The sequence below is a fragment of the Curtobacterium sp. MCBA15_004 genome (assembly GCF_001865055.2).
GTDB lineage: Bacteria > Actinomycetota > Actinomycetes > Actinomycetales > Microbacteriaceae > Curtobacterium.
Genome location: NZ_CP126266.1, coordinates 1,758,065 through 1,781,371, shown reverse-complemented (window position 1 = coordinate 1,781,371; position 23,307 = coordinate 1,758,065). Strand labels below are relative to the sequence as shown.

Genomic DNA, 23,307 nt, shown 5'->3' with positions numbered 1-23,307 from the left:
CGTCGGCTGGGACAGTGGCAGGAGTCCGACCCGCCACGCCCGACGCGCCGCGCCCGACGCGCCGCGCCCGACCCGCCGCGCCCGACCCGCCGCGCCCGACCCGCCGCGCCGCCCGTGCGTCCCGCCCGCCGACCCGGCATGATCGTGAGCGACGGCCGGACGAAGGAGCACCCATGGCGACGTTCACCCGCGGCTTCGGTCGGGGACGGGACGACCGCGACGACGCGCGGATCCCTCCGGGGCAGACCCTGGTCGGCGACTGGCCCGTCCTCTCGGCGGGTGCCACCCCCGACGTCGCGCCGGCCGACTGGACCTTCTCGATCCGCACGGAGTCCGGCCAGCGCACCTGGACGTGGGACGAGGTCCGGGCGCTCGGCGTCGAGGACGTCACCGTCGACATCCACTGCGTGACGCACTGGACGAAGCTCGACATGGCGTGGCGGGGTGTCCCGCTCGACCGGCTCTTCGCCGAGGTCGACACCGCCCTCGGGTACTGCATGGTCCACAGCACCGGCGGCTACACGACGAACGTCCCGCTCGACGACCTGCTGCACGGCAAGGCGTGGATCGCGTTCGAGGCCGACGGCGCTCCCCTGACGCCCGAGCACGGCGGTCCGGCCCGCCTGCTGGTCCCCCACCTGTACTTCTGGAAGAGCGCGAAGTGGGTCAGCGGGATCGTCATGCAGGCCGACGACCAGCCCGGCTTCTGGGAGGATGCCGGCTACCACATGCACGGTGACCCGTGGAAGGAAGAGCGGTACTGGTGAGCGCGGCCGTTCCGTCCGACGCGCCGGCACCCGGTCTGGAGGCCCGTCCCGCCGCCGCCCCGTCGGCGACGGCCCGCAGGCGCCCGGCCTGGCACGCCGCGACCGTCGCGTCCGCCGCGCCGGAGACCCCGAACGCCCGCCGACTCGTCCTCGACGTACCGACGTGGCCCGGCAACGAACCCGGTCAGCACCTCGACCTCCGCCTCACGGCCGAGGACGGCTACCAGGCCTCGCGGTCGTACTCGATCGCGTCCTCCGGCGACGGCACGCGCGTGACGCTCGCGGTGGACCGGGTCGACGACGGCGAGGTCTCCCCGTTCCTCGTCGACGCGATCGAGGTCGGCGACGGCCTCGACGTACACGGTCCGCTCGGTGGCTGGTTCGTCTGGCGTCCCACGGGTTCGGCGCGCCCGGTGCAGCTCGTCGCGGGCGGGTCGGGGTTCGTCCCGCTGCTGCCGATGATCGTCGCGCACGCCGAGGCCGACGACCCGCAGCCGTTCCGCCTGCTGTACGCGACCCGCACGCCGGAGGACGTCTTCTTCCGCACCGAGCTCGACGACGCCCGCCGTGCCGACGCTCCGCTCGAGGTGACGCACGTGTACAGCCGCCGCGGTCCCGACGGGTCGGACGAGCCCGTGGGACGCCTGACCCGGGACCGCCTGGAGCGGTCGGTGCTCCCGCCCGAGGCCGGCGCCCTGGTCTACGTCTGCGGGTCGACCCCGTTCGTGGAGCAGGTGCTGCGGTGGCTCGGGGAGCTCGGCCACGACACGTCGGACGTCCGCGCGGAACGGTTCGGCGGGGCCTGATCCGGGCCGGGGACCGGATCTGCACCGGGACCCGATCGGTGCCGGGGACCGGATCTGCACAGGGACCCGATCGGTGCCGGGGCCCGGCACCGCGGACCTGATCCGCGCCGGCAACGACGAAGGCCCCGGTCGGTGACCGGGGCCTTATGTCCGAGCGGATGACGAGATTCGAACTCGCGACCCTCACCTTGGCAAGGTGATGCGCTACCACTGCGCCACATCCGCGTACGACACCACTCTAGCGCGCCCGGCCGCAGACCCCGGCATCCCCGCGGTGCCGGGCGCGTCGCGCGTCCGGCTCGCACCCTGGGTGCCGTGGACCGCCGGACGGACGAGCACCTCCCGGGGGCCCGTGGCCGCTGACCACCGGCCGGAGCAGGATCGTGCGGGATCCCGGGGCACGGGACTGCGGGACTGCGGGAAACCGCACGGCGCGGACCGGGACCAATCCGGACGGCCTCCGGCTCCGGATGTCTCCTCGGTGCCCGTCGTCGGCCAGACCCGCGCAGCACCCGGGGCCACCCACCCCGCCGTCCGGCCGATCGCGGCGACCCGAACGCTGCGAGCGGCCGGACGCACCCGGCCGGGCCGGTCGCGGCAGCCCGAACGCTGCGAACGGCCCGACCGGCCCCGCTCCCAGGGCCCGCGGGTTCACTGGTGCCATGAGCTACGTGCACGACAACCCGGGCGGCACCGAGGCCCACGGCGTCGACCTGATCGACGGCGACGCGCCCGCGGTCCGCATCCTGGTCCACGGCGACCTGCCGACGACGATCGAGCACGAGGGGACGACCTGGCTCGCCACCGGCGACGCGCACGACGACGGCGACCCGTCCGCACCGCCCATCGCGATCTACCACCCCGTCCGGCACCCCTGAGCGCGCCCCGGCCGAGGTCGGGTCCGGACGACTGCCCGTCGCACGTTCCGCCCTCCGGATGATGCGGCTGGCCGACCGGTTGCAGCACCCTGGTCGAGGTGGGGAACCCGCCTGGTCGCGGTCGCAGCTGTGGGGGCAGCGGCCGCGACCACCCGGGCGGTACGGTCGTGGCACCGACGGAGGGACGGCGATGACGGAGACGGCAGGCACGGGCGAGACGGGACCCCGCGGGGACGGCTCGGCCGCACGCGCGACCGCGGTGAGCATGACCGCCGCCCTGCTCGCGACCGCGGTGGCGCCCGTCGTGGAACTCGCCGGCGGAGACGTCTCCGCGACCACCGTCCGCCTGCTCGGTCTGCTCGGCGCCGTGCTGGCCGTGGTGTCGGTCGTGCTCGGGCAGCGCCGCAAGGACCTGCCGACGATGGTCCTCGGTGCGGGCATCGCGCTCGGCACGCTCAGCGGGGAGCTCCCGAACCCGAGCGGTGTCGTCCTCGTCTCCCCCGCCGGGGTCCTGTTCCTCGTCGCCGTGGCGCTCGTCGCCGTCGCCGGGGTCCTCGTCGCTGCTCGGACCGTCCGCTGGCCACGGGCGGTCGGCATCCTGCTCGCCGTCCTCGGGGCGCTCCGACTCGGCTACCTGGTGTGCATCGGGTACACCCCGGCCCTGCTCGCGCTGCCCCAGGACAGCCTCGGCGTCGCCCTCGCACTCCCGGCGCTGCTCGCACTGCTCGTGTTGCTCGTCGCCGCGCTGCTGTTCGCCCCCGTGGTGTTCGCCCCGGTCGGCCGTGGCGTTCGCTGGCTCTGGCGCACCGCCGACGTACGCTGACCGCTGGCCGGACCGACACGACCGGCCGCACACCACCGGGGGAACATGACCACGCTCACCAGGCGCGAGCGCGAGCGCCGCACCGCGCAGCTCTTCAACGGGGCCTTCGCCGTCCTCCTCGCCGTCGCGACGGTCGTCCTGCACCGCGAGATCATCGCCGCGCACCCGCTCGACTTCTGGCTGCCCACGGTCGCCGGGCTCGCCTACGGCGCGGTCGCCTGGCGTCTCGGACGCGACAGCACGTCGGCGTGGTTCCCGCTCCTGCCGGTGCTCGGATGGGTCGCCGGGGTCGTCCTGCTCGCACGCCTGCACGTCGCCGCCGCCCCGGCGTGGGGCTTCGCGGTCATGATCGGTGCGTTCGCGGTCACCGCGGCGTTCCCGAAGCGACCGGCTCCGCGTCCCGCCCGCAAGGTCGCGTCGACGGAGGTCCGGCCGTGGACCGGCTCCGGGGTGACCGCCGTCCCGACCGAGCACGACCTCGGTCGTCGGTCCGCGCACGCGGTCTCCGTCCGGACCGGCAGCGCGACCTCGACGTTCCTGGTGTCCGACCTGGCCGCCTTCGTCGACGCCGAGCGGCAGATCGCCGACTCGGCTCCGGGAGCCCCGCTGATGTTCCTGGCCCGCGCCGGCGTCGCCTCGTCCGACTCGATCATCGGCGAGGTCACGACGGACCTGCCGGACGGCACGGTGTTCCTCCACGCCGGCGGCGAGGGCGTCCCGCCCGCGGCCGTCCTCTCCGAGGACGACGCGCGGACGTTCGAGGACTGGGTCCGGTCGCTGCCCGAGGACTGACGGCCCGCTGCTGACGGCGTCCGGCTCAGTGTGCGTCGGAGAGCCCGCTCGCGACGTACTCCGACGTCACCGAGTCGTCCGTGAGCGTGCAGTTGTAGACGGCCCAGGGGTCCTCGTGCCCGTCGAGGAACGTGAACGGGTAGATCACCTGGTACCTGCCGTCGTCGTCCCGGTACCCCGTCGGGTGCTCGGTGAAGCTCAGCCGGACACCTGCCTCAGGCGCCCCGCGGGAGCACTCGTCGAAGACGTGCTGGGCGAGCGCCGACCCGGCGGGCTGCCCGGCAGAAGTGCCCGGAGCGGGAGCGGCCCCGCCCTCCGGGGCGGGGCCGGACGTCTGCGTACCCGACGGCGCCGACGTCGTCGGGGTCGGGGTCGCGCTCGCGGTCGGCCGCGCCGTCGTCCGGTCGGGGACCGGCCCGGAAGTGTCGGTGGTGCACCCGGAGAGGACCGCGACGGCGGCGAGTGCGGTGGTGACGGTGATGATCGGACGGCGCATGGTGTTCCCCCTGGGGTCGTCGTGGCCTGTACCCAGGAATGTCCCCGACCGCCCCGATCCTGACAGATCGTCCCGCTGCGGCGCGTCGCTTCCGGCGACGAGGAGTGGTCGGTGGTCGCCTCGGCCTCGTCGGAGGCGCGACACCGTCGGTCACGGCGCCGCCGCACGCTCCCAGTCGGTGTTCACGTCGGCGAGGTGCGGGTACACCTCGAGCATCCGGTCGGGATCCACCTGCCACGTGTCGTGGTCCCAGTCACGTGGCTGGTCGGCGCCGATGTACCCGACGCCGTCCCGTCGGCGCTCCTCGAGATTCGACGCCGCGATGTCGTCCCGGATCCGTTCCGACAGCGGTTGCAGCGCACCGGCGTCGGCGAGCCAGGTGACGACGGCGTCCATGACCGGTCGACGGGGCCCGGAGCCGCGGGTGTCGTCCATCAGCGCCGAGTACACCCGCCCCGGCATGACGAGCCAGCCGTTCGTCGGGAACGGCACAACGCGAGCATCCACCTGCCGACCCCAGGAGCGGGCATCGACGACCTCGCGGAGCAGGTACGTCTCGCACCGGTGGAAGCGCGCGAGCTCACTGCGGTCGAGGGGCGGGTACGGGATGGTCGCCCGTCCGGCGTCGTAGACGCTCGGTCGGGGCTGCTCGTCCACCGACCGCCACCAGGCACGGAGCCGGCTCACGACGGGACGCCCGACACTGCGACGTCGGCGCGGCGATCCCCACCCGGACGCACTACTCGGCCGGCCCCTGCGCAGCCGGCTGCGCCGTGAGCAGGGTCACCAGCTCGCCGATGTGGTGTTCCTGGTCCATCGGGTGCCGCATCCGCGCGTCCGGGTTCAGCGTGTACCGGTTCCGCCGACCGTCGCGCGCCTTCGTGAGGTAGCCGGCGTCCTCGAGCTCGGTGAGGATCCGCTGCGTCGCCCGCTCGGTGACGCCCACGGTCTGCGCGATCTCCCGCACGCGCGCGTCCGGGTTCGCCGCCACGCACAACAGCACGTGTGCGTGGTTGGTGAGGAAGGTCCACTGCGTCACGGGCCCAGCGTAGACCTCGACGCCCTCTCAGGTGATCTGCGTTACACGACATCGAAGTCCGGTTATAGTTAGCACGTAATCCGAATCCGGAAAGGCGGGACGCTCATGGTCCTCGAGTTCGTGGCAGCCCTGGTGTGGCTGGTCGGTGCCGCAGCGGCGGCACACCCCGGGATCCCCCCAGCACGAGCGGCATCACTCGCAGTCGGAGTCGGCTCGGTCGGCATCGCGGCCGCCGTGGGCTCGGTGGCCCTCCGTTGGACGACCGGTGCCGGGCCGGCCTGGTTCGCCGTCCTCGCGGCCGTCTTCGTCGCTGGGCTCAGCGTGTGGATCCAGCGGTTCGCGGTGGCGCACCTGCGCGGAGACACCGGGCAGCGCCGGTTCGTGGTGTGGGTGAACGTGCTCACCGCCGCGGCCGTCGGTCTGGTGCTCGCGCCGTCGGTGCTGTGGTTCGCCGTCGCGTGGACCGTCGCGGGCGCTGCGCTGATCGTCCTGCTCGCGACCTACCGACGGTCCCGCCAGGCACGCGACGGCGTCGCGCGAGCCCTGCGGCAGCTCGCCGTCGGCGACCTGGCGCTCTGGGCGGCCGTCGTGACCGTCAGCGGGACGGCGCGGGGCGACGTCGAGTGGGCGCGCCTGGCGGCGGTGACCGAGCGCCTCCCGGCCTGGTCGGCGGCTGTGGTCGCCCTGCTCCTGGTCGTCGCGTGCGTCTCGCGGTCCGCGCAGTTCCCGCTGGACGGCTGGCTCCGGACCACGCTCGCCGCGCCGACGCCCGTCTCGGCGGTGATGCACGCCGGGCTGGTGAACGCCGCCGCGTTCCTCGTGATCCGCTTCGCCCCGATGGTCACCGCCCACCCGGCCGCGCTCGCCCTGCTCGGGGCGTGCGGGGCGGCGAGCATGGTCGTCGGCTCCGCCGGGTACCTGGTGCGCGCCGACCTGAAGGGACGGCTCGTCGCCTCGACCACCGCGCAGATGGGCGTGATGCTCGTGACGCTGAGCGTCGGCGCCTGGGGTGCGGCGGTCTTCCACCTGGTCGGCCACGGCATGTACAAGGCGCGGCTGTTCCTGCGGGCCGGCGAGCAGGTGGACGACAAGCGCCGTGCGCTCGCCACCCCGGTGACCGATCCCGCCCCGGCCGCGCAGCGCCGGGCCGCCGCGGTCGTGGCTACCGTCCTGCCGGGCCTCGGCATCGTCCCCGCGGCGTGGCTGTCCACCGGGCCGGCGACCCTGTCGAGCACCGTGCTCGCCGCCTCCGGGTGGGTCGCCGCCGCGCTCGTGCTCCACAGCGTGCTGACGAACCGCGGGGTGCACGTCGGCGTGCGGGTGCTCGCGGTCCCGCTCGTGATCGTGGCGAGCGCGGTGTACACCGCCGCCGTCCACGCCCTCGACGCCCTGGTGTCGTCCGACGTGCCCGCCGCCGTCGATCCGCTGCCGGGCTGGGTGCTCGTCGTCCCGCTGCTCGTCGTCGGCGCCCTGTCGCTCCTGCCGCACCTGCCGATCGCCCGCGACCCCGTGCTCTACGGCTGGGTCGCCCGGGTCGCCGGCACGCCCGTCCCGCGCCTGCGGCTCACGCGTCGCAGCACCCTCGCCCGCCCGACGTCCACGAGCCCCGTCCAGGAGACCGCATGACCCAGCCATCCGCACCCCAGGTCCGCGCCGCCGTCGCCGGTGCCGCGCGGACGATCACCCCGACCTGGCCGCTCACCTCGTTCATCGCGGTCAATCCCGCCTCGGGACACCTGCGCCGACCGATGCAGGCGCTGCACACCGTCCCCGGCGAGACCCCGACCCGTCCGGAGCACGAGTACCTGCAGGGCGACGTCGACCTCGGCGCGCTGCGGACCGCCGTCGCCGAGGTGTTGCCGGCGCTGACGACCGCCGACGACCTCGAGCTCGCCGGACGCCGGTCCACCGCACTCGACGTCGCGGTCGCCGCGCTGCTGCACCCGCCGGTCGACGCCGCGTCGGCGTCGGATCCCGAGCGGGACGACGCCCTCGACCCGGTCGACCAGTACCTGTCGCAGTCCCTCGCGCGGTTCTCGGCCGACCCGGTCTGGGCACCGGCACCCGGTACCGGACTGTTCGACCGCTTCCGGCAGCTCGCCGGGCACGACCGCACCGTGCCGAAGCGCGCCCGGACCACCCTGCTCGCACTGCCGACCACCGTCGAGGCCGCGATCGCCGAGGTCATGCGGGCGAACGGGATCGGGGCGGCGTCACGGGCCGCGGTGGTCGGCGCCCAGCTCCACGCACTGCCCGGGTGGGCAAGCCACCTGGCGTGGCGGGCCCAGCACACCGGGGACGCCACGTTGACCGACCTGGTCGCGTGCCGGTTGGCCCTCACGCACGCCCTTGGTGCGGTGGTGGACGTCCCCGCGGTCGATGCCGCTGCTCCGGCGGCGGACAGGGTGTCGGTCGCCGCGCCGGACGCCGGCTGGGTCGAGCGGGCCCTCCGGCTCTGCGTGGGCGACACGACGCACGAACCTGCGCCTGCCGAACGCATCGCCGTGTCCCGGGTGCTGCGGCTGCTCGACCCCGCGACGCGCACGACGGTGTGGCAGACCGCGGCGGAGACGGCCTACCGCGACGGACTGATGGCGACCATCGCGCGGGGCGGGCCGGCCGACACGGTGGCACCGGAGGCGCGCCTCGACGTGCAGATGGTGTTCTGCATCGACACCCGGTCCGAGGGCCTCCGCAGGCACCTCGAGCTGACCGCCGGCGTCCGGACGTTCGGCCTCGCCGGGTTCTTCGGCGTCCCGCTGCGGTACACGTCGCTGTTCGGGCAGCAGCCGCGGGAGCAGTACCCCGCCCTGCTCAGCACCGGGTACGAGGTGACGGACCAGGCGGTCGACGCCGCGGCAGCCCGTCGCGCCCGCGACCGCCGGGCCCTCGCCGGTGCCGTCCGGTCGACGACCAAGCGGGTGGCCAGCACCCCCGCGTCGGCCTTCGGGTGGGCGGAGCTGTCCGGGTGGGGCACGCTCGTGGCGGACCTCGTGCGCCCGGTCACCGGGAACCGTGACGGAGGTCGGATCCCGACGCCGGACACCGTCCTGGACGTCTGCGAGCAGATCCCCCTGGACGACCGGGTCGTCGCCGCCGAGGCCGCCCTGCGGATGACCGGCCTGACCCGCTTCGCGCAGCTGGTCGTGCTCACCGGGCACCGGACCGAGACCGTCAACAACCCCTACCGGGCCGCGCTCGACTGCGGTGCCTGCGGCGGCAACCCCGGCGGTGCGAACGCCCGTGCGGCCGCCGCGATCTGCAACGACCCCGCCGTCCGCCGTCGCCTGGCCCAGCGTGGTCTGTCGATCCCGGACACGACGTGGTTCGTGGCCGCCGAGCACGAGACCACGACCGACCGGCTCACCGTGCTCGACCGGCACCTGGTCCCCGGCACGCACCGCGAGACGGTCGACCGGCTGCTCGCCGCCGCCGCCGTGGCCGGCGACGCGCTGACGGCCGAGCGTGCCCGCGACCTGCCGGGTGCGGGCGAGCGGACGTCGCTGCGCCGGGTCCGCCGTCGCGCGACCGACGGGTCCGAGATGTACCCGGAGCTGGGCCTCGCGAACAACGCGGCGATCATCATCGCGCCGCGGGCGATCACCCGCGGCGTCGACCTGGAGCGCCGGACGTTCCTGCACGACTACGACCCCGCCGCCGACCCGGACGGCAGTGCCCTGACGAACATCATGACGGCGCCGCTCATCGTCGCGCAGTGGATCAACGCGCAGTACTACTTCTCGACCATCAACCCCGAGCGGCACGGAGCCGGCAACAAGACCGTGCACAACCCGCTCGGCGACCTCGGGGTGCTCGCCGGGCACACCGGGGACCTGCGGACCGGTCTGCCCTGGCAGTCCGTCGCGGTCGGCGGTCGACTGCTGCACGAGCCCCTCCGGCTCAGCGTGCTCATCCAGGCACCGCTCGACCGGATCGCGCAGATCGTCGCGGCCACCGACGCGCTCCGCGCCCTGCTCGACGGGGGCTGGATCTCCCTCCACGCCCGTCAGGACCCCCACCAGCCGTGGCAGCGGTACCGCGCCGCCGGCTTCACCACCGACGAGAGGAACCTCCCATGAACCACCTCATCACGATGATCCGCATCGAGGTGATCGCGCCCTCGGACGTGAGCACCGCGGTCCACGAGCTCATCACCTCGGCCGGCGCGACCGGCTACACCAGCGTCGCCGGCGTCTCCGGCGTCGGCCACTCCGGAGCGCACAACGGGCGGCACCTGTTCAACGACCACGACGCGCTGGGGATGACCATCACGGTCCTGCCGGCCGAGCGGGCCGAGCCGTTGATCGAGGCGCTCCGCGAACTGCTCGAGGGCGGGAGCGGTGTGATGTTCATCACCGACACCTGGGTGTCCCGCTCCCAGTACTTCCAGTGACCGACGCGGACCGTCACCGTGGCGCCACCGTCGTCTTCGCGACCCGGCACGGCAAGCAGGACCAGGCCGCCGAGGTCTTCCGCGAGCTCCTCGACGCGCGCGTGGTGGCACCGGACGACATCGACACCGACCAGTTCGGCACGTTCACGGGCGAGACCGCCAGGGTGCGCACACCTCGGCAGGCGGCACTCGACAAGGCACGACTCGGCATCGCGCTGACGGGGCACCGGTTCGCGCTCGCGTCCGAGGCCACGTACACGAGCGCGTGGCCGACCGGCAGCCACCACGAGCTGCTGGTGTTCCTCGACGACGATCGCGAGGTGGTCCTCACCGAGGAAGCCGTCGTCCCCGCACCCGGGCAGGGTGCGGTCACACTCCGCGACCCCGGGGACGCCCTCGCCGTCGCCGCCCGGTTCGGCTTCCCCGACACCCGCGCCGTCGTCGTGTGGCGGCGGGACGGGCTGACCGTCGCCCGCAAGGGTCTGACCTCGGCTGCCGCGGTCACGGCGGCGGTCGCCGACGCGGTCGCCGACGTGACGCCCGACGACGGCACCGTGCTCATCTGTCCGGACCTGCGGGCCCACGCGAACCCGGCCCGTCGACGGGTGATCGCCGACCTGTCCCGTCGCATGGCCGAGCGGCTCGCGCGGCCGTGCCCGGCGTGCCGCTCGGCGGGCTGGGGACGCATCGGGGTCGAGCGTGGCTTGCGGTGCTCGGGGTGCGGGACCGCGTCGGCGGGGGTGGCTGCCGACGTGCTCGGGTGCGCGGTGTGCGACGCGACGGAGGTGGTGCCGCGCTCTCCCGGAACGATCGAGCCGGAGTGGTGCGAGGTCTGCAACCCGTGAGGCCGGGCCGTCCGTCCCGCGGCCCGGCCCGGCCCGGCCCGGCTCGTCCGGCTCGCCCCGCTCGTCCAGCTCGTCCGGCTCGTCCGGCTCGGCGGTCGGCGGTCGGCGGTCGGCCGTGCGGCGCCGTCCCGCGGCGCGCGCTCGGCCGCGGGACGCGTGACGGATCGCCGAGATCACACCGGGAGCCCGGGCATTCAGCCGGAAGAGCACCCGGCAACCGGAACAACACCCGGGAACACGAAAGCCCCCGGATCGAATGATCCGGGGGCTCCCTGCTGTGGGCGATACTGGGATCGAACCAGTGACCTCTTCCGTGTCAGGGAAGCGCGCTACCGCTGCGCCAATCGCCCAGAGACCTGCTGACCGAAGTCCTGCATGGTCTTGGAGGGTGTTGCTGGAGGTGGGGACGGGATTCGAACCCGCGTGGACGGCTTTGCAGGCCGCTGCCTAGCCTCTCGGCCACCCCACCATCGAGGTTCACGTCTCCGTGAGTACCCGAACGGTGGGATACCCTCTGGTGAGTCGTGGTCGTCCGGGGACTCCCACACTCGAGCGGATGACGAGATTCGAACTCGCGACCCTCACCTTGGCAAGGTGATGCGCTACCACTGCGCCACATCCGCATTTGGCCCGACCGAGAGCAAGTCTCGCTCAGTCCGTGTCTCTCCGCTGTCGCGGCGACGAGAAGAACTCTATACGAACCCGGGCGCTTCCGCCAAAATCCTCGCCGTTCACCGGGCGTGTCCCCCGAGTTCACGCGGATCGCGGCCCTCCCGACCCTGTCCCCGGGCTCCCCACCGAGCCTCCCGGGGGTGGGATGGAGCAGCAACTGTCGGGTCGGGAGCGCGGACCCGACAGTTGCTGCTCCATCCCGGGCGGGCACGCGGACACGCAGACGGACGGGAACCCGCCCCCGAGACCCGCGCCACACCCGGGCTGCGCGCCGTGTTCGGAGGAGCCCCGGACTTCCGCTACTATCGACTGGCACGCAAGTGCAGGGGGCGATTGGCGCAGTTGGTAGCGCGCTTCGTTCACACCGAAGAGGTCATCAGTTCGAGTCTGGTATCGCCCACCCCGCCGGCCACCACCGGCACCGAGAAGCCCGGCGCCACACCGCGCCGGGCTTTTCGTTTCCCCTGGCGGCCCTCCGTCAGGACCGGACAGCGCCCGGGCCCGCACACGCGCGAACCACGAGCCACCACGACCCGACGACCGACGACCCGAGAGGCAGCATGACCGACGTCGACCTCGAGTTCGCACGCGTCCGCGCCGTGCTCGACCGCCCGACGCTCCGGCTCGTCTCCCGCCCCACCAGCGCCGCGGTGCTCGCGGTCTTCCGCACGGTGTTCGACCGCGACGTGCAGTACGTCCCCGCCGACCGGATGCACCTGCAGGTCGAGGAACACGTCGCGCGCCTGCGGGCGACCGGCGCACGCGTGCCGGCGGGCGACCAGGGCGAGGGCGACCCCGCGGACGCACGACCGAACGGCCGGGCGCTCTGCCGGGACTGGGTCGCGGCGCAGTGGCTCGTCCGCTCGAACTCCCCCGACGGCGACGAGCAGTACTCGCTGACGAGCCACGCGCTCGAGGCCCTGAGCCTGGTGGACGCCCTCTCGGCCGACCGCGCCCTGATCAGCGAGAGCCGCCTCGCCATGATCGTCGACGCCGTGCACCGCTGGGCCGCCCGCGCCGAGCCGGACCCCGAGGAACAGGTCCGCCGGCTCGACGCCCAGATCGCCGAACTGCAGGCGCAGCGGGAACGCCTGCTGTCCGGCGAGGAGGCCACGACGGTCGACGACGACCGGATGCGCGACGGCTACACGAACATCTCGGACCTCATCCGCCAGCTCCCGAGCGACTTCAAGCGCGTCGAGGAGGCCGTGGCGGCGATGCACCGCGAGATCGTCGAGGACTTCCGGCAGGAGGTCCGCCCGATCGGCGAGATCCTCGACGACTACCTCACGCGCACCGACAACCTCATGCAGGCCACCCCCGAGGGCCGCGCGTTCGAGGGCGCCTTCGAACTGCTCCGCGACGACGGCCTGCTCCTCCGGCTGCGCGACGACATCGGCACGATCCTCGCCCACCCCTTCGCCGAGTCGCTCGGCGCCGGGGAGCGACGCGCCTTCCGCAACACGGTCGCGATCCTCCGCCAGGGCATCGAGGACGTCCTCGCCCAGCGCCGGCAGCTCACCGCCACGCTCCGCGACCAGATCGTGGCGCACGACGTCGTCCGCGACCGCGAGCTCGACGCCGTCCTGCGTTCGGTGAACCGCGGGCTCGCCGCCTGGATCGAGCGCGGGACCGCCCGCGACCGCGTCCCCCTCCGCCTGCTGCCCGCGACCGCCGAGGTCGGCACGCTCCGCGAGCGCTTCCACGACCCCGACGACGACGCCGTCCCGCCGCCCATCGAGGAACCGGACGACGACGTCTTCGAAGAACTCGACGTGGAGAGCCTCCGCCGCCACGGCGGTCCGCTCCTCACCGAGCTGCGCGCCGTGCTCCGCTCCGCCGCGCCGGACAGCGCCGACGCGTTCCACGCCCTGCCGCCCGAGCAACGGCGCCCGGTCGAGCTCTTCGGTCTCGCCCACCTGCTCACCGGGCGCGAGGACTTCGAGTCCGCCGCGCACGTGGTCGCCCACCACACGGTGCGTCCGGACGGCGAGACGGTCACCTTCCACATGCCGACCGCGGCCCTCCCCGGCACGTCGGCCCACGACCCGCACGACGACAACGGCCAGGAGGCACGGTGAGCGACACGACGCCGGCACCCGTCGACCAGGTGGTCACCGACCACGGCGACACCCACCACCGCGACGCGGCGCACGTCCCCGACGCGGTCCCCGCCGACCTGTCGGACCGGTCCGGTCCCGCCGACGGCCTCGACCCGGCCGGCGCGGACGACACCGTCGACGAGGAGCGCGACGAGACGACCTTCGCCCTGTTCGAGGGCGACGAGGGCCGGCTCGACGAACCGCAGCGACGCGCGCTCGTGGCACTGCTCCGCAACACCTACGTCAGTGCCCGGACGCACGCCGACGAGTGGCGCGCGATCACCGACGGCGAGCACCAGCTGCGCTCGCGGTGCAACGACCTGTTCCTCGAGCTGCACGTGGACCGCGTGCGCGAGGTCGCGTGGAAGCGCCAGGCCCGCTCGGAGAGCCAGCGCCGCACCTTCCCGACCCTGCTGCGCGACGTCCCGTACACGCGCGAGGAGACGATCGTCCTCGTCTACCTGCGCATGCGGCTCCGCGCCGACGCCCGCCCCGGCCTCGACCAGGTGGTCGTCGACCGGTCCGAGATCCTCGGCCACGTCGCCGGCTTCCTCCCGCCGACCACCGACCGCACCCGTGACGAGTCCCGCGTCGCGAAGGCGATCGACCGCCTCGTGACCTCGCGCATCCTGGTGAAGACCACCGACCCGGACCGCTTCCGCGTCGCGAGCGTCGTCGAGGTCCTGCTCCCCCTCGACCAGCTCCGCGACCTCGACCGCTGGCTGCAGGGCGCGACCACCGACGGTGGTGCGCCGACCGACGGCGGCGACCCGGGCCTCCCGGCCGACCCGACCGACACCGACGACGAAGGCGAGCCGAGCGCATGACCGACACCGCCACCGGCCTGTCCGGCCTCGACCTCGGGACGCCCGCGCTCTTCGACACGGTCGCGCAGTGGCGCGCCGAGTCGATGCAGGTCGTGAACTGGGGCGGCTTCCACGGCCACCGCCACGTGGAGCTGTCCGGCACGGCGACGCTCATCTCCGGTGCCTCCGGGACCGGCAAGTCGACGCTCATGGACGCGTACCTCGCGGTGATGATGCCGTCCGACGTGCCGTTCAACGGCGCGTCGAACGACGCGACCACGGGGCGGGCGCGCAGTGCCGACCAGCGCAACCTGCTGACGTACCTGCGCGGCAAGGTCGACACCCGCCGGGACCCCGAGACCGGCGCGCTGCGCGACGTGAACCTGCGCGGCGACGACCAGACCACGTGGGGCGCGGTCGCGGTGACGTTCCGGAACGACGACGAGCGGCGCTTCACGGTGCTGCGGGCGTACGTGGTGCCGAAGCGGGCGCGCGGCGTCGGCGACATCCAGATGACGATGGCGACCGTCGACGACACCTTCGACCTGCGGCGGCTCGAGGAGTTCGTGCCGTCGCGCTTCCACCACCTCGAGCTGACCGGCCGCGTGCCGGGACTCGTCGTGCGGGACACCTACCAGGAGCTCGCGTACACGCTGCAGACGCGTCTGGGCATCGGCGACTCGGGTGGCGGCAACCGGGCGATGCGCCTGCTCGCCCGGATCCAGGCCGGCCAGCACCTGCCGACCGTCGACGCGCTGTACAAGTCGCTCGTGCTCGAGACCCCCGGGACGTACGAGGCGGCCGACCGCGCGCTCGCGCACTTCTCGGCGCTCGACGAGGCGTACGAGGCGATGGACACCGAGGAGCGCAAGGTCCGCATCCTCGCGCCCATCGTCGAGCTGCACGACGAGATCGACCGTGCGACGACCGCCGCCCGTGCCCTCGACGGGATCGCCACGGGAGCCGAGGTCTCACCCTTCGCGCACTGGACGGCGTCGCGGAAGCGCGCGCTGCTCGACGCCGAGGTCGCCCGCAACCGTCGTGAGGCCACCGCCGCGCGTGCCGACGTCGCCGCGACCGAGGCCCGGCACGGTGCGGTCGAGATCGAGCTCCGCGAGGCCGAGGGCCGTCTGCGCGACCAGGGCGGCAACGCGCTCGCCCAGCTCGAGGACCGCATCGAGCGGCGCACCCGGGAACGCGACGCGGTCGCCCGCACCCGCACGACCTTCGAGGAGCGCACCGCGCCGCTCGGACCCACACTCGACGACGAGACCGCGTTCGCCGCGGCGCAGCGCTCGTCCCGGGAGTTCCTCGGAGCGGTCGCCGACCGGCGCGCCGAGCTCGACGCCCGACGGGACGCCCTGACCCGCGAGGAGTACCCGCTCCTCGACCGCGAGCGGACCCTCCGCCAGGAGCGGCAGTCGCTCGAGCACCGCCAGGGTGCGATGCCGCTGCCGATGCACGAGGCACGGCTCGCGATGGCCCGCGCCGCCGGGATCGACCCCGCGTCGCTGCCCTTCGTGGCCGAGCTGCTCGACGTGCTCCCCGGTGAGGAGCAGTGGCGCACCGCGATCGAGTCCGTCCTGGCCCCGCTCGCCCGCACCCTGCTCGTCGACCAGGACCGGCTCTCCGACTTCAGCGAGGCCATCGACGCGCTCCGCCTGCCCGTCCGTGTGCAGTTCGAGGGCGTCCCGACCGGCCCGCACCTCGACCTCGACGGCGACCCCGCGATGGTGTCCGGCAAGCTCACGATCAAGGACTCCCCCTTCAGCACCTGGGTGCGGGAGCGGATCGAGTCGGACCGCATCGACGCGCGCTGCGTCGACACGGCCGCCGAGCTCGGTGGCGGCGGACGACGGGTCACGCCCTCCGGTCAGCTGCGCGACGGCCGACGCGGCGCCCACGGCGACCGCCGGCAGTCGAACGTCATCGGCTTCACGAACGAGGCGCGGAAGGCGTCCGTCGAGCAGGAGCTGACGGCGATCGCGCAGGACCTCGCGACCCTCGAGGCCCGCCGCACCGACGTCGCGCAGGACCTCACCGCGCTCGACGTGCTCCGTGCCGCCCACCAGCACCTCGTCGACACCACCTGGGACGCGATCGACGTCGCGGGGGTCGAGGCGTCGCTCGAGCGGCTCGACGCGGAACGCCAGGCGCTGCTCGCCGCCGACGACGGGCTCCGCACGCTGCGCGAGTCCGTCGCCCGGCTGCGTCGCTCGCTCGACGAGGCCGCGGACCGTCGGTCCGCCGCGCGGCTCAGCGTGACCCGGCTCGACGAGCGCCACGCCGTGCTCGTCGACGGCCAGGACGCCGCGGCCGAGATCCTCGAGCGCTTCGAGGAGGCCCCGACGCAGGTGCCCGACGAGGAGCAGGACCGGCTGCTCGCCGAGGCGTTCGACGAGGTCGGCGCCCCCGACGGCATCGACGGCTTCGACGACGCCACCCGACGCCTGCGCCGACGGCTCGAGGAGCGGCTGTCCCAGGCGCTCGACGGGGCGGCCGCTGCGTCGACCGCCCTCACGCTGACCTTCCAGCGGTACCAGGACGCCTGGCCCGACCCGAACCTCGGCACCGGGGTCGCGTCGTACCCGGACTACCACGCGATCCTCGACCAGATCCTCGCGACCGGCCTGCACGCCCGCCGCACCGAGTGGCGTCGGCGGCTGTCGCAGTGGAGCGGCGAGGACCTCGTGCCGCTCGCGGGCGCCTTCGACCGGGCCGTCGTCGAGATCGAGGAGCGGCTCGAACCGGTCAACGAGATCCTGCGGGAGCTGCCGTTCGGTGCGAACCGGGACCGGCTGAAGATCCAGATCCGCCGGGTCACACGCGAGGACGTCACCGCGTTCCGCCGGGAACTCCGTGCCCTGTCCGCCTCGGTCGACACCGAGCTGACCGACGACGTGCTCGAGACCCGCTTCCGCCGACTCCGGCGCTTCATGGCGGTCATCCGCCCCGAGCCCGGTGCCCCTCGTGGTCGGACGACGCAGCGCGACGCCGTGCTCGACGTCCGTCGGCACATGGAGATCACGGCGGTCCGGTACGACACCGACGGCAACGACCTGGGCGTGTACTCGTCACTCGGCGACAAGTCCGGCGGCGAGACGCAGGAGCTCGTGGCGTTCATCGTCGGCGCCGCCCTGCGCTACCAGCTCGGCGACGAGACCCGGCCCCGGCCGCGGTTCGCCCCGGTGTTCCTCGACGAGGCGTTCATCAAGGCGGACTCCGAGTTCGCCGGGCGTGCGGTGACGGCCTGGCTCCGGCTGGGCTTCCAGCTCGTCGTGAGTGCGCCGCTCGACAAGGTGACGGCGCTCGAGCCCTCGATGGAGCGACTGCTGTCCATGCGGAAGCACCCGGACACCGGGCACTCGTCGATCACGGAGATCGCGCGGGGGTAGGGCGCCCGGGGCCCCGAGGTGGGCGTCCGGCGCGCCCAGGTTCCAGAATTCCGGAACCTGGGCGCCCCCGCACCCCGGCACGTGACACCTCGGCGATCCGTCGACGGCGCGTCGCGGAACCTCGACGTCGGGCTGTCCGGCGCGTCGGAGGTGGACGCGACGGTCGTGACGCTGCCTCCGTACCGACCGCGGTACGGTGGGCGGGTGTTCGGCCGCCGCTCCCCCACCTCCCGTCCCGACGAGCCCGGTGTCGGTATCGGCGCGCTCGTGCAGGTGGTGAACGGCGACCGCGGCGGGGAGCGTTGGGCGGGCGACCCGGTCGGCGTCGTCGTCGCACCGGGCGGGAACCAGATCGGCGGACTCCAACGTGCGTGGGTCGTCGCGTTCGACGAACCGGTCTACACCGAGGACGGGCGCGGCCCCTACGAGCGGGCGACGGTCCTGACCCGGCAGCTCGTGCCGCTCACGCCCGACGCCTGACGCCTGACGGCCGACCCCCGACCGCCGACCCCGGACCCCGGACTCTGGACGTTCGTCGCGGAGTCCCTGACCCAGCCGGCCGACGGCGGGTCCGTCGGCCGCGGACCGACCGGTCGTCGTGTGTGCTGCGAACGCGACACATCTCGGAGCCGTGCGGCCGTCGTACCCGCGAGGGCGACAGATCGTGGCGGATGGTCCACGCGGATCTGTCGCTTTCGCGAGATGCCAGCCGGGCAACGGTGCAACGGGGCGGACGGGGCGGGCTGGGACGGGGCGGACGGGGCGGGCTGGGACGGGTCTGGGCGGCACCGCCGCCGGACAGCACGGCGCCCCCGCCGACACGTGGTCGGACGGGGGCGCCGTCGTGCTCGGACCCGGACGCTCGGCCCGGTGCCCGCGAGGACTCAGTACTCCTCGGAACCGCTCTTCATCATGGCGGCGACCGCCATGCACATCCCCACGCCGCCGAGGACGCCGATGCCGATGATGACGCCTGCGATGACTTCGAGCATTGGGGACTCCTCGGTTCCGGGGCCGGCACCTGACCGGCCGGGGTGACTGCGTCCAGGCTACCGGACGGCAGCAGTGGGGGTGGGTGCGGCACACGGTCCGTGCCACCGCGCACGGCGGTCGGGTCCGCTGTGCGCCGTGCCCCGTGCGACCGCTCGGAGGGTCACCGCACGCCGCGCATGAGCCGCAGCACCGGCTTCGTGCACAGGAGCAGCACGACCCCGACGGCGACCGCCGCGAGGCCGAGTACCGTGAAGTACGGCGCCTCGTTCGTCGGGTCGTAGTACTTCGCGAGCACACCGGTGACCGCGGTGCCGAGCGACACCGACAGGAAGAACAGCGCGACCATCTGCGTCTGGAAGCGTGCCGGCGCGAGCTTCGTCGCGATGGACTGCCCGACGGGCGACAGGAACAGCTCGGCGATCGTGAACACGAGCAGGATGCCGACCAGGGCGACGAGCGGGGTGCCGTGCTCGCCCGTGCCGGCGAACGGCAGGAAGAGCAGGAAGGCGAGGCCCATGATGCCCGTGCCGAGGGCGAACTTCACCGGGGTGGACGGCTGCCGGTCACCGAGCTTCGTCCACACCGCGGCGAACACGCCGGACAGCAGGATGATGAAGACGGGGTTGATCGACTGCGCCCACGCGACGGGCATCGTCCAGTGCCCCAGCGACCGGTCGAGGCGCTCGTCGGCGTAGGTCGTCACGACCGTGAACTGCTGCTGGTACAGCGACCAGAACACCGCGCTCGCGACGAAGAGCGGGATGAAGCCGAGGACCCGGGACCGTTCCTCGGCCGTGATGCCGCTCGTCAGGATGACGACGAAGTAGGTGATCGTGGCCACGACCACGACGGCGACCACGATGCTCGGCAGGGTGCTGACGGTGAGCAGGCCCGTGAGCACCGCCACGACGACGAGGACGAGCACCACGACGGCGATGCCCGCGACCAGCGGCAGCCGACGTCGGTCGACGGGGTTCGTGGCGTGGCGGACGACCTCGGGCAGCTTGCGGCGCCGGACGCCGTACTGCACGAGGCCCGCGGCCATCCCGACGGCTGCGAGCCCGAAGCCCCAGTGGAAGCCGAGCGTGCTCTGCAGCAGGCCGGTCAGGAGCGGACCGGCGAACGCACCGAGGTTGACGCCGAGGTAGTACAGCGAGAACCCGGCGTCACGCCGCGGGTCGTCCCGCGAGTAGAGCCCGCCGACGATCGTCGTCGCGGTGGCCTTCAGCCCGCCCGACCCGAGCGCGATGAGCACGAGACCGGCTCCGACACCCGCGACGCCCGGGACGAGGGCCAGCGCGACGTGGCCGAGCATGACGATCACCGCGCTGCCGAACAGTGTCCGGTCCGCGCCCGCCAACCGGTCGGCGACCCAGGCCCCGATGATCGTGAACAGGTACACCGAGCCGCCGTAGGCGCCCATGATCCCGGTCGCGAGCCCGCGGTCGATGCCGAGCCCGCCCTTCGTGAGCGAGTAGTACATGTAGATGAGGACGATGCCCTGCATCCCGTAGAACGAGAACCGCTCCCACAGCTCGACCGCGAACGGTGTGGACAGCTCGAACGGCTGCCCGAAGAACGTGCGTTCCTGCTTCGGCTTCGGTGGTGCGGTGGTTCCAGACATCCGCTCAGTCTCCCCCGTGGTCGGGCCTGCCCGGAAATCGACGATGCCCGCTCATCAATCCCGGACCGTGTGTGTTGGAGGGTTCCCACCACGACCACCCGCTCCTGCGGGACGCGGTTGTGCACCGGCACGGCGTCCGGGCGACTGTCGGCGAAGGTGCCTAGCGTGGGTTCTGCAACACGGACAGAGCAGTTCAGGAAGGCTCCCACCATGGTCGACACCGCACCCGCACGCCCCGGCACCGAGGCCCCGAACGCCGACGCCACGGGCGACCCGGCAGCGGGCACCCCGATCGGCGCCACCGACACCGACGTCCGCATCGACACGACGCTCCTCGGCGAGCTCCTGCTCGGGCGCTGGGCCGAGGACCGTCGCATCTCGCGCCGGCTGACGAAGGACCCCGCGCTGCACAAGATCGAGGGGCAGCCGCTCGCCGAGCACCGCGCCCGCGCGCTCGAGCAGCTGCAGATCCTCGTCGACGCCGGGGCCATCCAGCGCCCCTACCCGCTCGAGTTCGGCGGCCAGGAGAACCACGGCGGCAACCTCGCCGCGTTCGAGGAGCTGACCACCGCCGACCCGTCGCTCCAGATCAAGGCCGGCGTGCAGTGGGGGCTCTTCGGCTCGGCCGTGCACCACCTCGGCACCGAACGGAACCACCGCGAGTTCCTGCCCGGCATCATCCGCTTCGACGTGCCCGGCTGCTTCGCGATGACGGAGACCGGCCACGGCTCCGACGTGCAGAGCATCGCGACCACGGCGGTGTACGACCCCGACACGCAGGAGTTCGTCATCCACACGCCGTTCCGCGGCGCGTGGAAGGACTACATCGGCAACGCCGCACTGCACGGCAAGGCCGCGGTCGTCTTCGCGAAGCTCGTCACCGCCGGGGTCGACCACGGCGTGCACGCGTTCTACGTCCCGCTGCGCGACGACGAGGGCGCGTTCCTGCCCGGTGTCGGCGGCGAGGACGACGGCGTCAAGGGCGGCCTGAACGGCATCGACAACGGTCGGCTGCACTTCGACCACGTCCGGGTCCCGCGCACGAACCTGCTGAACCGCTACGGCGACGTCGCCGAGGACGGCACGTACTCGTCGCCGATCGCGTCGCCCGGCCGCCGGTTCTTCACCATGCTCGGCACCCTCGTGCAGGGCCGTGTGTCGCTCGACGGCGCCGCGGTCGTCGCGCAGAAGCTCGCCCTGCAGATCGCGCTGACGTACGCGCGCGAACGCCGGCAGTTCCCGACCGGGGGCGGCGAGGAGGGCGTGCTGCTCGACTACGGCCGCCACCAGCGCCGGCTCATCCCGCGCCTGGCGACGGTGTTCGCGCAGTCCTTCGCACACGAGAAGCTCCTGCGCACCTTCGACGACGTGTTCAGCGGTCGCGAGGACACGCCCCAGCGACGGGAGGACCTGGAGACCCAGGCCGCGGCGTTCAAGTCGATGTCCACGTGGTCGGCCCTCGACACCCTGCAGGAGGCACGCGAGGCCTGCGGTGGTGCCGGCTTCCTGGCCGAGAACCGGCTCACCGGGCTCCGCGCCGACCTCGACGTCTACGTGACGTTCGAGGGCGACAACACGATCCTGCTGCAGCTCGTCGGCAAGCGCCTGCTGACCGACTTCCGCGCGCGTGCGCCGAAGGACCCGACCTCGACCGCGAAGTTCGTCGCGGCGCAGGCGGCCTCGAAGCTCGCCGACGCCTCGGGCATCCGACGCCTCGGGCAGACCGTGGTCGACCGCGGCTCGATGGCGGCCTCGGTCGCCGACCTGCAGGACCCGTCGACGCAGCGCGCCCTGCTCGCCGGCCGGGTCGACACGATGGTGACCGAGATCGGGATGCGGCTCGCCTCGGCGGGCAAGGACCGGGCGAAGGCGGCGCGGCTGCTCAACCGGTCGCAGCACGAGCTCATCGAGGCCGCCAAGGCGCACGCCGAGCTCATGCAGTGGGATGCGTTCACCGAGTCGATCGAGTCCGTGGCGCCCGGCGACACCCGGACGGTCCTCGTCTGGCTCCGCGACCTGTTCGCGCTCGGCCTGCTCGAGCAGCACCTCGACTGGTACCTCGTGCACGGTCGGCTCAGCGCCCAGCGCGCACGGGCGGTCTCGGCCTACGTCGACCGGCTCATCGCCCGGGTCGTGCCGATCGTCCCGCAGCTCATCGAGTCGTTCGGGTACGCGCCCGAGCACGTCCGCGCGCCGATCGCCCTCGGCGAGGAACGCGCCCGACAGGACGAGGCGGCGGCGTGGTTCGCGGCCGAGGCGGCGGCGGGACGACTCCCCGAGCAGGAGAAGAAGCCCCGGCCCTAGCGCGGCGGACCGGCCCCGCGCGCATCGCGAGCGCGTGCGGGGCCGCCGAGCGGGCCCCCACACCGCGGGCGCGACCGTGCAGCGGGCACCGACACCGCGACCGGGCAGCGGGCACCGACACCGCGACCGTGCAGCCGGCACCCACACCGCGAGCGCGACCGGGCAGCGGGCACCCGCACCGCAGCCGGACGACACGCGTCAGGTCGGCGTCGCGGGGTTCAGCCCTCGCCGCGGGGACGATCCGCGCCGAGCGCACGTCGCAGTCGCGCCTCGGCGTCGTCAGCCGTCCCGGCAGCAGCACCAGCACCCGACGCCCCACCGGCCGCGCCCGCGGTCCCGGCCGACGTCCCCGACGCCCCGGCACCGGCCCCGGCTCCCGACGCAGCGGCAGCAGCAGCGGCCTCGGCGTTGGCCTCGATGACGGCGCGGACGACCTCCTCGCGCTGGATCTTCACCCCGCGTGGCGCGTCGATGCCGATCCGCACACCGTCGCCCCGGCTGTCGAGGACCGTGATGACGACGTCGTCACCGACGAGGATCCGCTCGCCGACCTTCCGCGTGAGTACCAGCAC

Annotated in this window: 19 protein-coding genes and 5 tRNA genes; 15 read left to right on the top strand and 9 right to left on the bottom strand. The window is 73.6% G+C overall.

The features are described 5' to 3' along the window. Positions 1-173: 173 nt before the first annotated feature. Both QOL16_RS08415 and QOL16_RS08410 read left to right on the top strand, forming a co-directional pair. On the top strand, positions 174-767 hold the full coding sequence (locus QOL16_RS08415; RefSeq protein ID WP_071284525.1) for a molybdopterin-dependent oxidoreductase: 594 nt from the start codon (positions 174-176) through the stop codon (positions 765-767). Further along, complete coding sequence (locus tag QOL16_RS08410) at positions 764-1,573, top strand: FAD-binding oxidoreductase (protein ID WP_254780256.1); 810 nt, start codon at positions 764-766, stop codon at positions 1,571-1,573. Before QOL16_RS08415 ends, QOL16_RS08410 begins: the two co-directional genes overlap by 4 nt. 153 nt (positions 1,574-1,726) lie before the next feature. Here the strand turns inward: QOL16_RS08410 and QOL16_RS08405 are convergent. Further along, a tRNA-Gly gene (locus QOL16_RS08405) sits at positions 1,727-1,798 on the bottom strand. 437 nt (positions 1,799-2,235) lie between these two features. Between QOL16_RS08405 and QOL16_RS08400 the strand changes: the two genes are divergently transcribed. The 3 genes from QOL16_RS08400 (at position 2,236) to QOL16_RS08390 (ending at position 4,066) form a co-directional block, all read left to right on the top strand. Further along, positions 2,236-2,451, top strand: a complete 216-nt coding sequence (locus tag QOL16_RS08400; protein ID WP_065963981.1) for a hypothetical protein — start codon at positions 2,236-2,238, stop codon at positions 2,449-2,451. A gap of 190 nt (positions 2,452-2,641) precedes the next feature. Continuing rightward, complete coding sequence (locus QOL16_RS08395) at positions 2,642-3,274, top strand: hypothetical protein (protein ID WP_071284523.1); 633 nt, start codon at positions 2,642-2,644, stop codon at positions 3,272-3,274. A 45-nt stretch (positions 3,275-3,319) separates the two neighbouring features. Continuing rightward, complete coding sequence (locus tag QOL16_RS08390; RefSeq protein ID WP_071284522.1) at positions 3,320-4,066, top strand: hypothetical protein; 747 nt, start codon at positions 3,320-3,322, stop codon at positions 4,064-4,066. A gap of 25 nt (positions 4,067-4,091) precedes the next feature. Here the strand turns inward: QOL16_RS08390 and QOL16_RS08385 are convergent, their stop codons facing one another. The 3 genes from QOL16_RS08385 to QOL16_RS08375 form a co-directional block, all read right to left on the bottom strand. Further along, positions 4,092-4,562: a hypothetical protein gene (locus QOL16_RS08385; RefSeq protein ID WP_071284521.1), complete on the bottom strand. Its 471-nt coding sequence runs from the start codon at positions 4,560-4,562 to the stop codon at positions 4,092-4,094. A gap of 150 nt (positions 4,563-4,712) precedes the next feature. Continuing rightward, complete coding sequence (locus QOL16_RS08380) at positions 4,713-5,249, bottom strand: hypothetical protein (protein ID WP_071284519.1); 537 nt, start codon at positions 5,247-5,249, stop codon at positions 4,713-4,715. A gap of 52 nt (positions 5,250-5,301) precedes the next feature. After that, positions 5,302-5,601 (bottom strand): winged helix-turn-helix domain-containing protein, encoded by a 300-nt coding sequence (locus QOL16_RS08375; RefSeq protein WP_065963973.1) that lies wholly within the window; start codon positions 5,599-5,601, stop codon positions 5,302-5,304. 105 nt (positions 5,602-5,706) lie between these two features. Between QOL16_RS08375 and QOL16_RS08370 the strand changes: the two genes are divergently transcribed. From QOL16_RS08370 to QOL16_RS08355, 4 genes are read left to right on the top strand one after another with little or no spacing between them, the layout of a single operon-like run. Further along, entirely contained in the window at positions 5,707-7,227 is a 1,521-nt protein-coding gene (locus tag QOL16_RS08370) for a proton-conducting transporter membrane subunit (protein ID WP_071284517.1), read from the top strand. Then, positions 7,224-9,680, top strand: coding sequence for a putative inorganic carbon transporter subunit DabA (locus QOL16_RS08365; protein WP_071284515.1), 2,457 nt, complete (start codon positions 7,224-7,226; stop codon positions 9,678-9,680). Before QOL16_RS08370 ends, QOL16_RS08365 begins: the two co-directional genes overlap by 4 nt. Continuing rightward, entirely contained in the window at positions 9,677-9,994 is a 318-nt protein-coding gene (locus QOL16_RS08360) for a DUF190 domain-containing protein (protein ID WP_065963965.1), read from the top strand. Before QOL16_RS08365 ends, QOL16_RS08360 begins: the two co-directional genes overlap by 4 nt. Further along, positions 9,991-10,839: a DUF6671 family protein gene (locus tag QOL16_RS08355; protein WP_071284508.1), complete on the top strand. Its 849-nt coding sequence runs from the start codon at positions 9,991-9,993 to the stop codon at positions 10,837-10,839. The genes QOL16_RS08360 and QOL16_RS08355 overlap by 4 nt, the downstream gene beginning before the upstream one ends. A gap of 278 nt (positions 10,840-11,117) precedes the next feature. Here the strand turns inward: QOL16_RS08355 and QOL16_RS08350 are convergent. From QOL16_RS08350 to QOL16_RS08340, 3 genes are all read right to left on the bottom strand, one after another. Then, positions 11,118-11,189 (bottom strand) — tRNA-Val (locus tag QOL16_RS08350). 45 nt (positions 11,190-11,234) lie between these two features. Further along, a tRNA-Cys gene (locus QOL16_RS08345) sits at positions 11,235-11,308 on the bottom strand. An 82-nt stretch (positions 11,309-11,390) separates the two neighbouring features. Beyond that, a tRNA-Gly gene (locus QOL16_RS08340) sits at positions 11,391-11,462 on the bottom strand. A gap of 376 nt (positions 11,463-11,838) precedes the next feature. On the opposite strand from QOL16_RS08340, the gene QOL16_RS08335 reads away from it, so the two are divergent. The 5 genes from QOL16_RS08335 (at position 11,839) to QOL16_RS08315 (ending at position 18,294) form a co-directional block, all read left to right on the top strand. After that, positions 11,839-11,911 (top strand) — tRNA-Val (locus QOL16_RS08335). A gap of 160 nt (positions 11,912-12,071) precedes the next feature. Beyond that, positions 12,072-13,592 (top strand): DUF3375 family protein, encoded by a 1,521-nt coding sequence (locus QOL16_RS08330; protein ID WP_071284506.1) that lies wholly within the window; start codon positions 12,072-12,074, stop codon positions 13,590-13,592. Continuing rightward, positions 13,589-14,440, top strand: coding sequence for a DUF4194 domain-containing protein (locus QOL16_RS08325; protein ID WP_083395018.1), 852 nt, complete (start codon positions 13,589-13,591; stop codon positions 14,438-14,440). Before QOL16_RS08330 ends, QOL16_RS08325 begins: the two co-directional genes overlap by 4 nt. Then, entirely contained in the window at positions 14,437-17,814 is a 3,378-nt protein-coding gene (locus tag QOL16_RS08320) for an ATP-binding protein (RefSeq protein ID WP_071284504.1), read from the top strand. The genes QOL16_RS08325 and QOL16_RS08320 overlap by 4 nt, the downstream gene beginning before the upstream one ends. Positions 17,815-18,018: 204 nt before the next feature. Next, positions 18,019-18,294 (top strand): hypothetical protein, encoded by a 276-nt coding sequence (locus QOL16_RS08315; protein WP_139197471.1) that lies wholly within the window; start codon positions 18,019-18,021, stop codon positions 18,292-18,294. A 673-nt stretch (positions 18,295-18,967) separates the two neighbouring features. Here the strand turns inward: QOL16_RS08315 and QOL16_RS08310 are convergent. Continuing rightward, positions 18,968-20,431, bottom strand: coding sequence for a peptide MFS transporter (locus tag QOL16_RS08310; protein WP_065962975.1), 1,464 nt, complete (start codon positions 20,429-20,431; stop codon positions 18,968-18,970). Positions 20,432-20,641: 210 nt separating this feature from the next. Here QOL16_RS08310 and QOL16_RS08305 point away from each other — a divergent pair, with 210 nt between their 5' ends. Next, complete coding sequence (locus tag QOL16_RS08305; RefSeq protein WP_071284502.1) at positions 20,642-22,735, top strand: acyl-CoA dehydrogenase; 2,094 nt, start codon at positions 20,642-20,644, stop codon at positions 22,733-22,735. Positions 22,736-22,953: 218 nt separating this feature from the next. Here the strand turns inward: QOL16_RS08305 and csrA are convergent, their stop codons facing one another. Beyond that, the gene (gene csrA, locus QOL16_RS08300; protein WP_083395017.1) at positions 22,954-23,307 is read right to left on the bottom strand and encodes a carbon storage regulator CsrA; all 354 of its coding nucleotides are present in this window, start codon (positions 23,305-23,307) and stop codon (positions 22,954-22,956) included.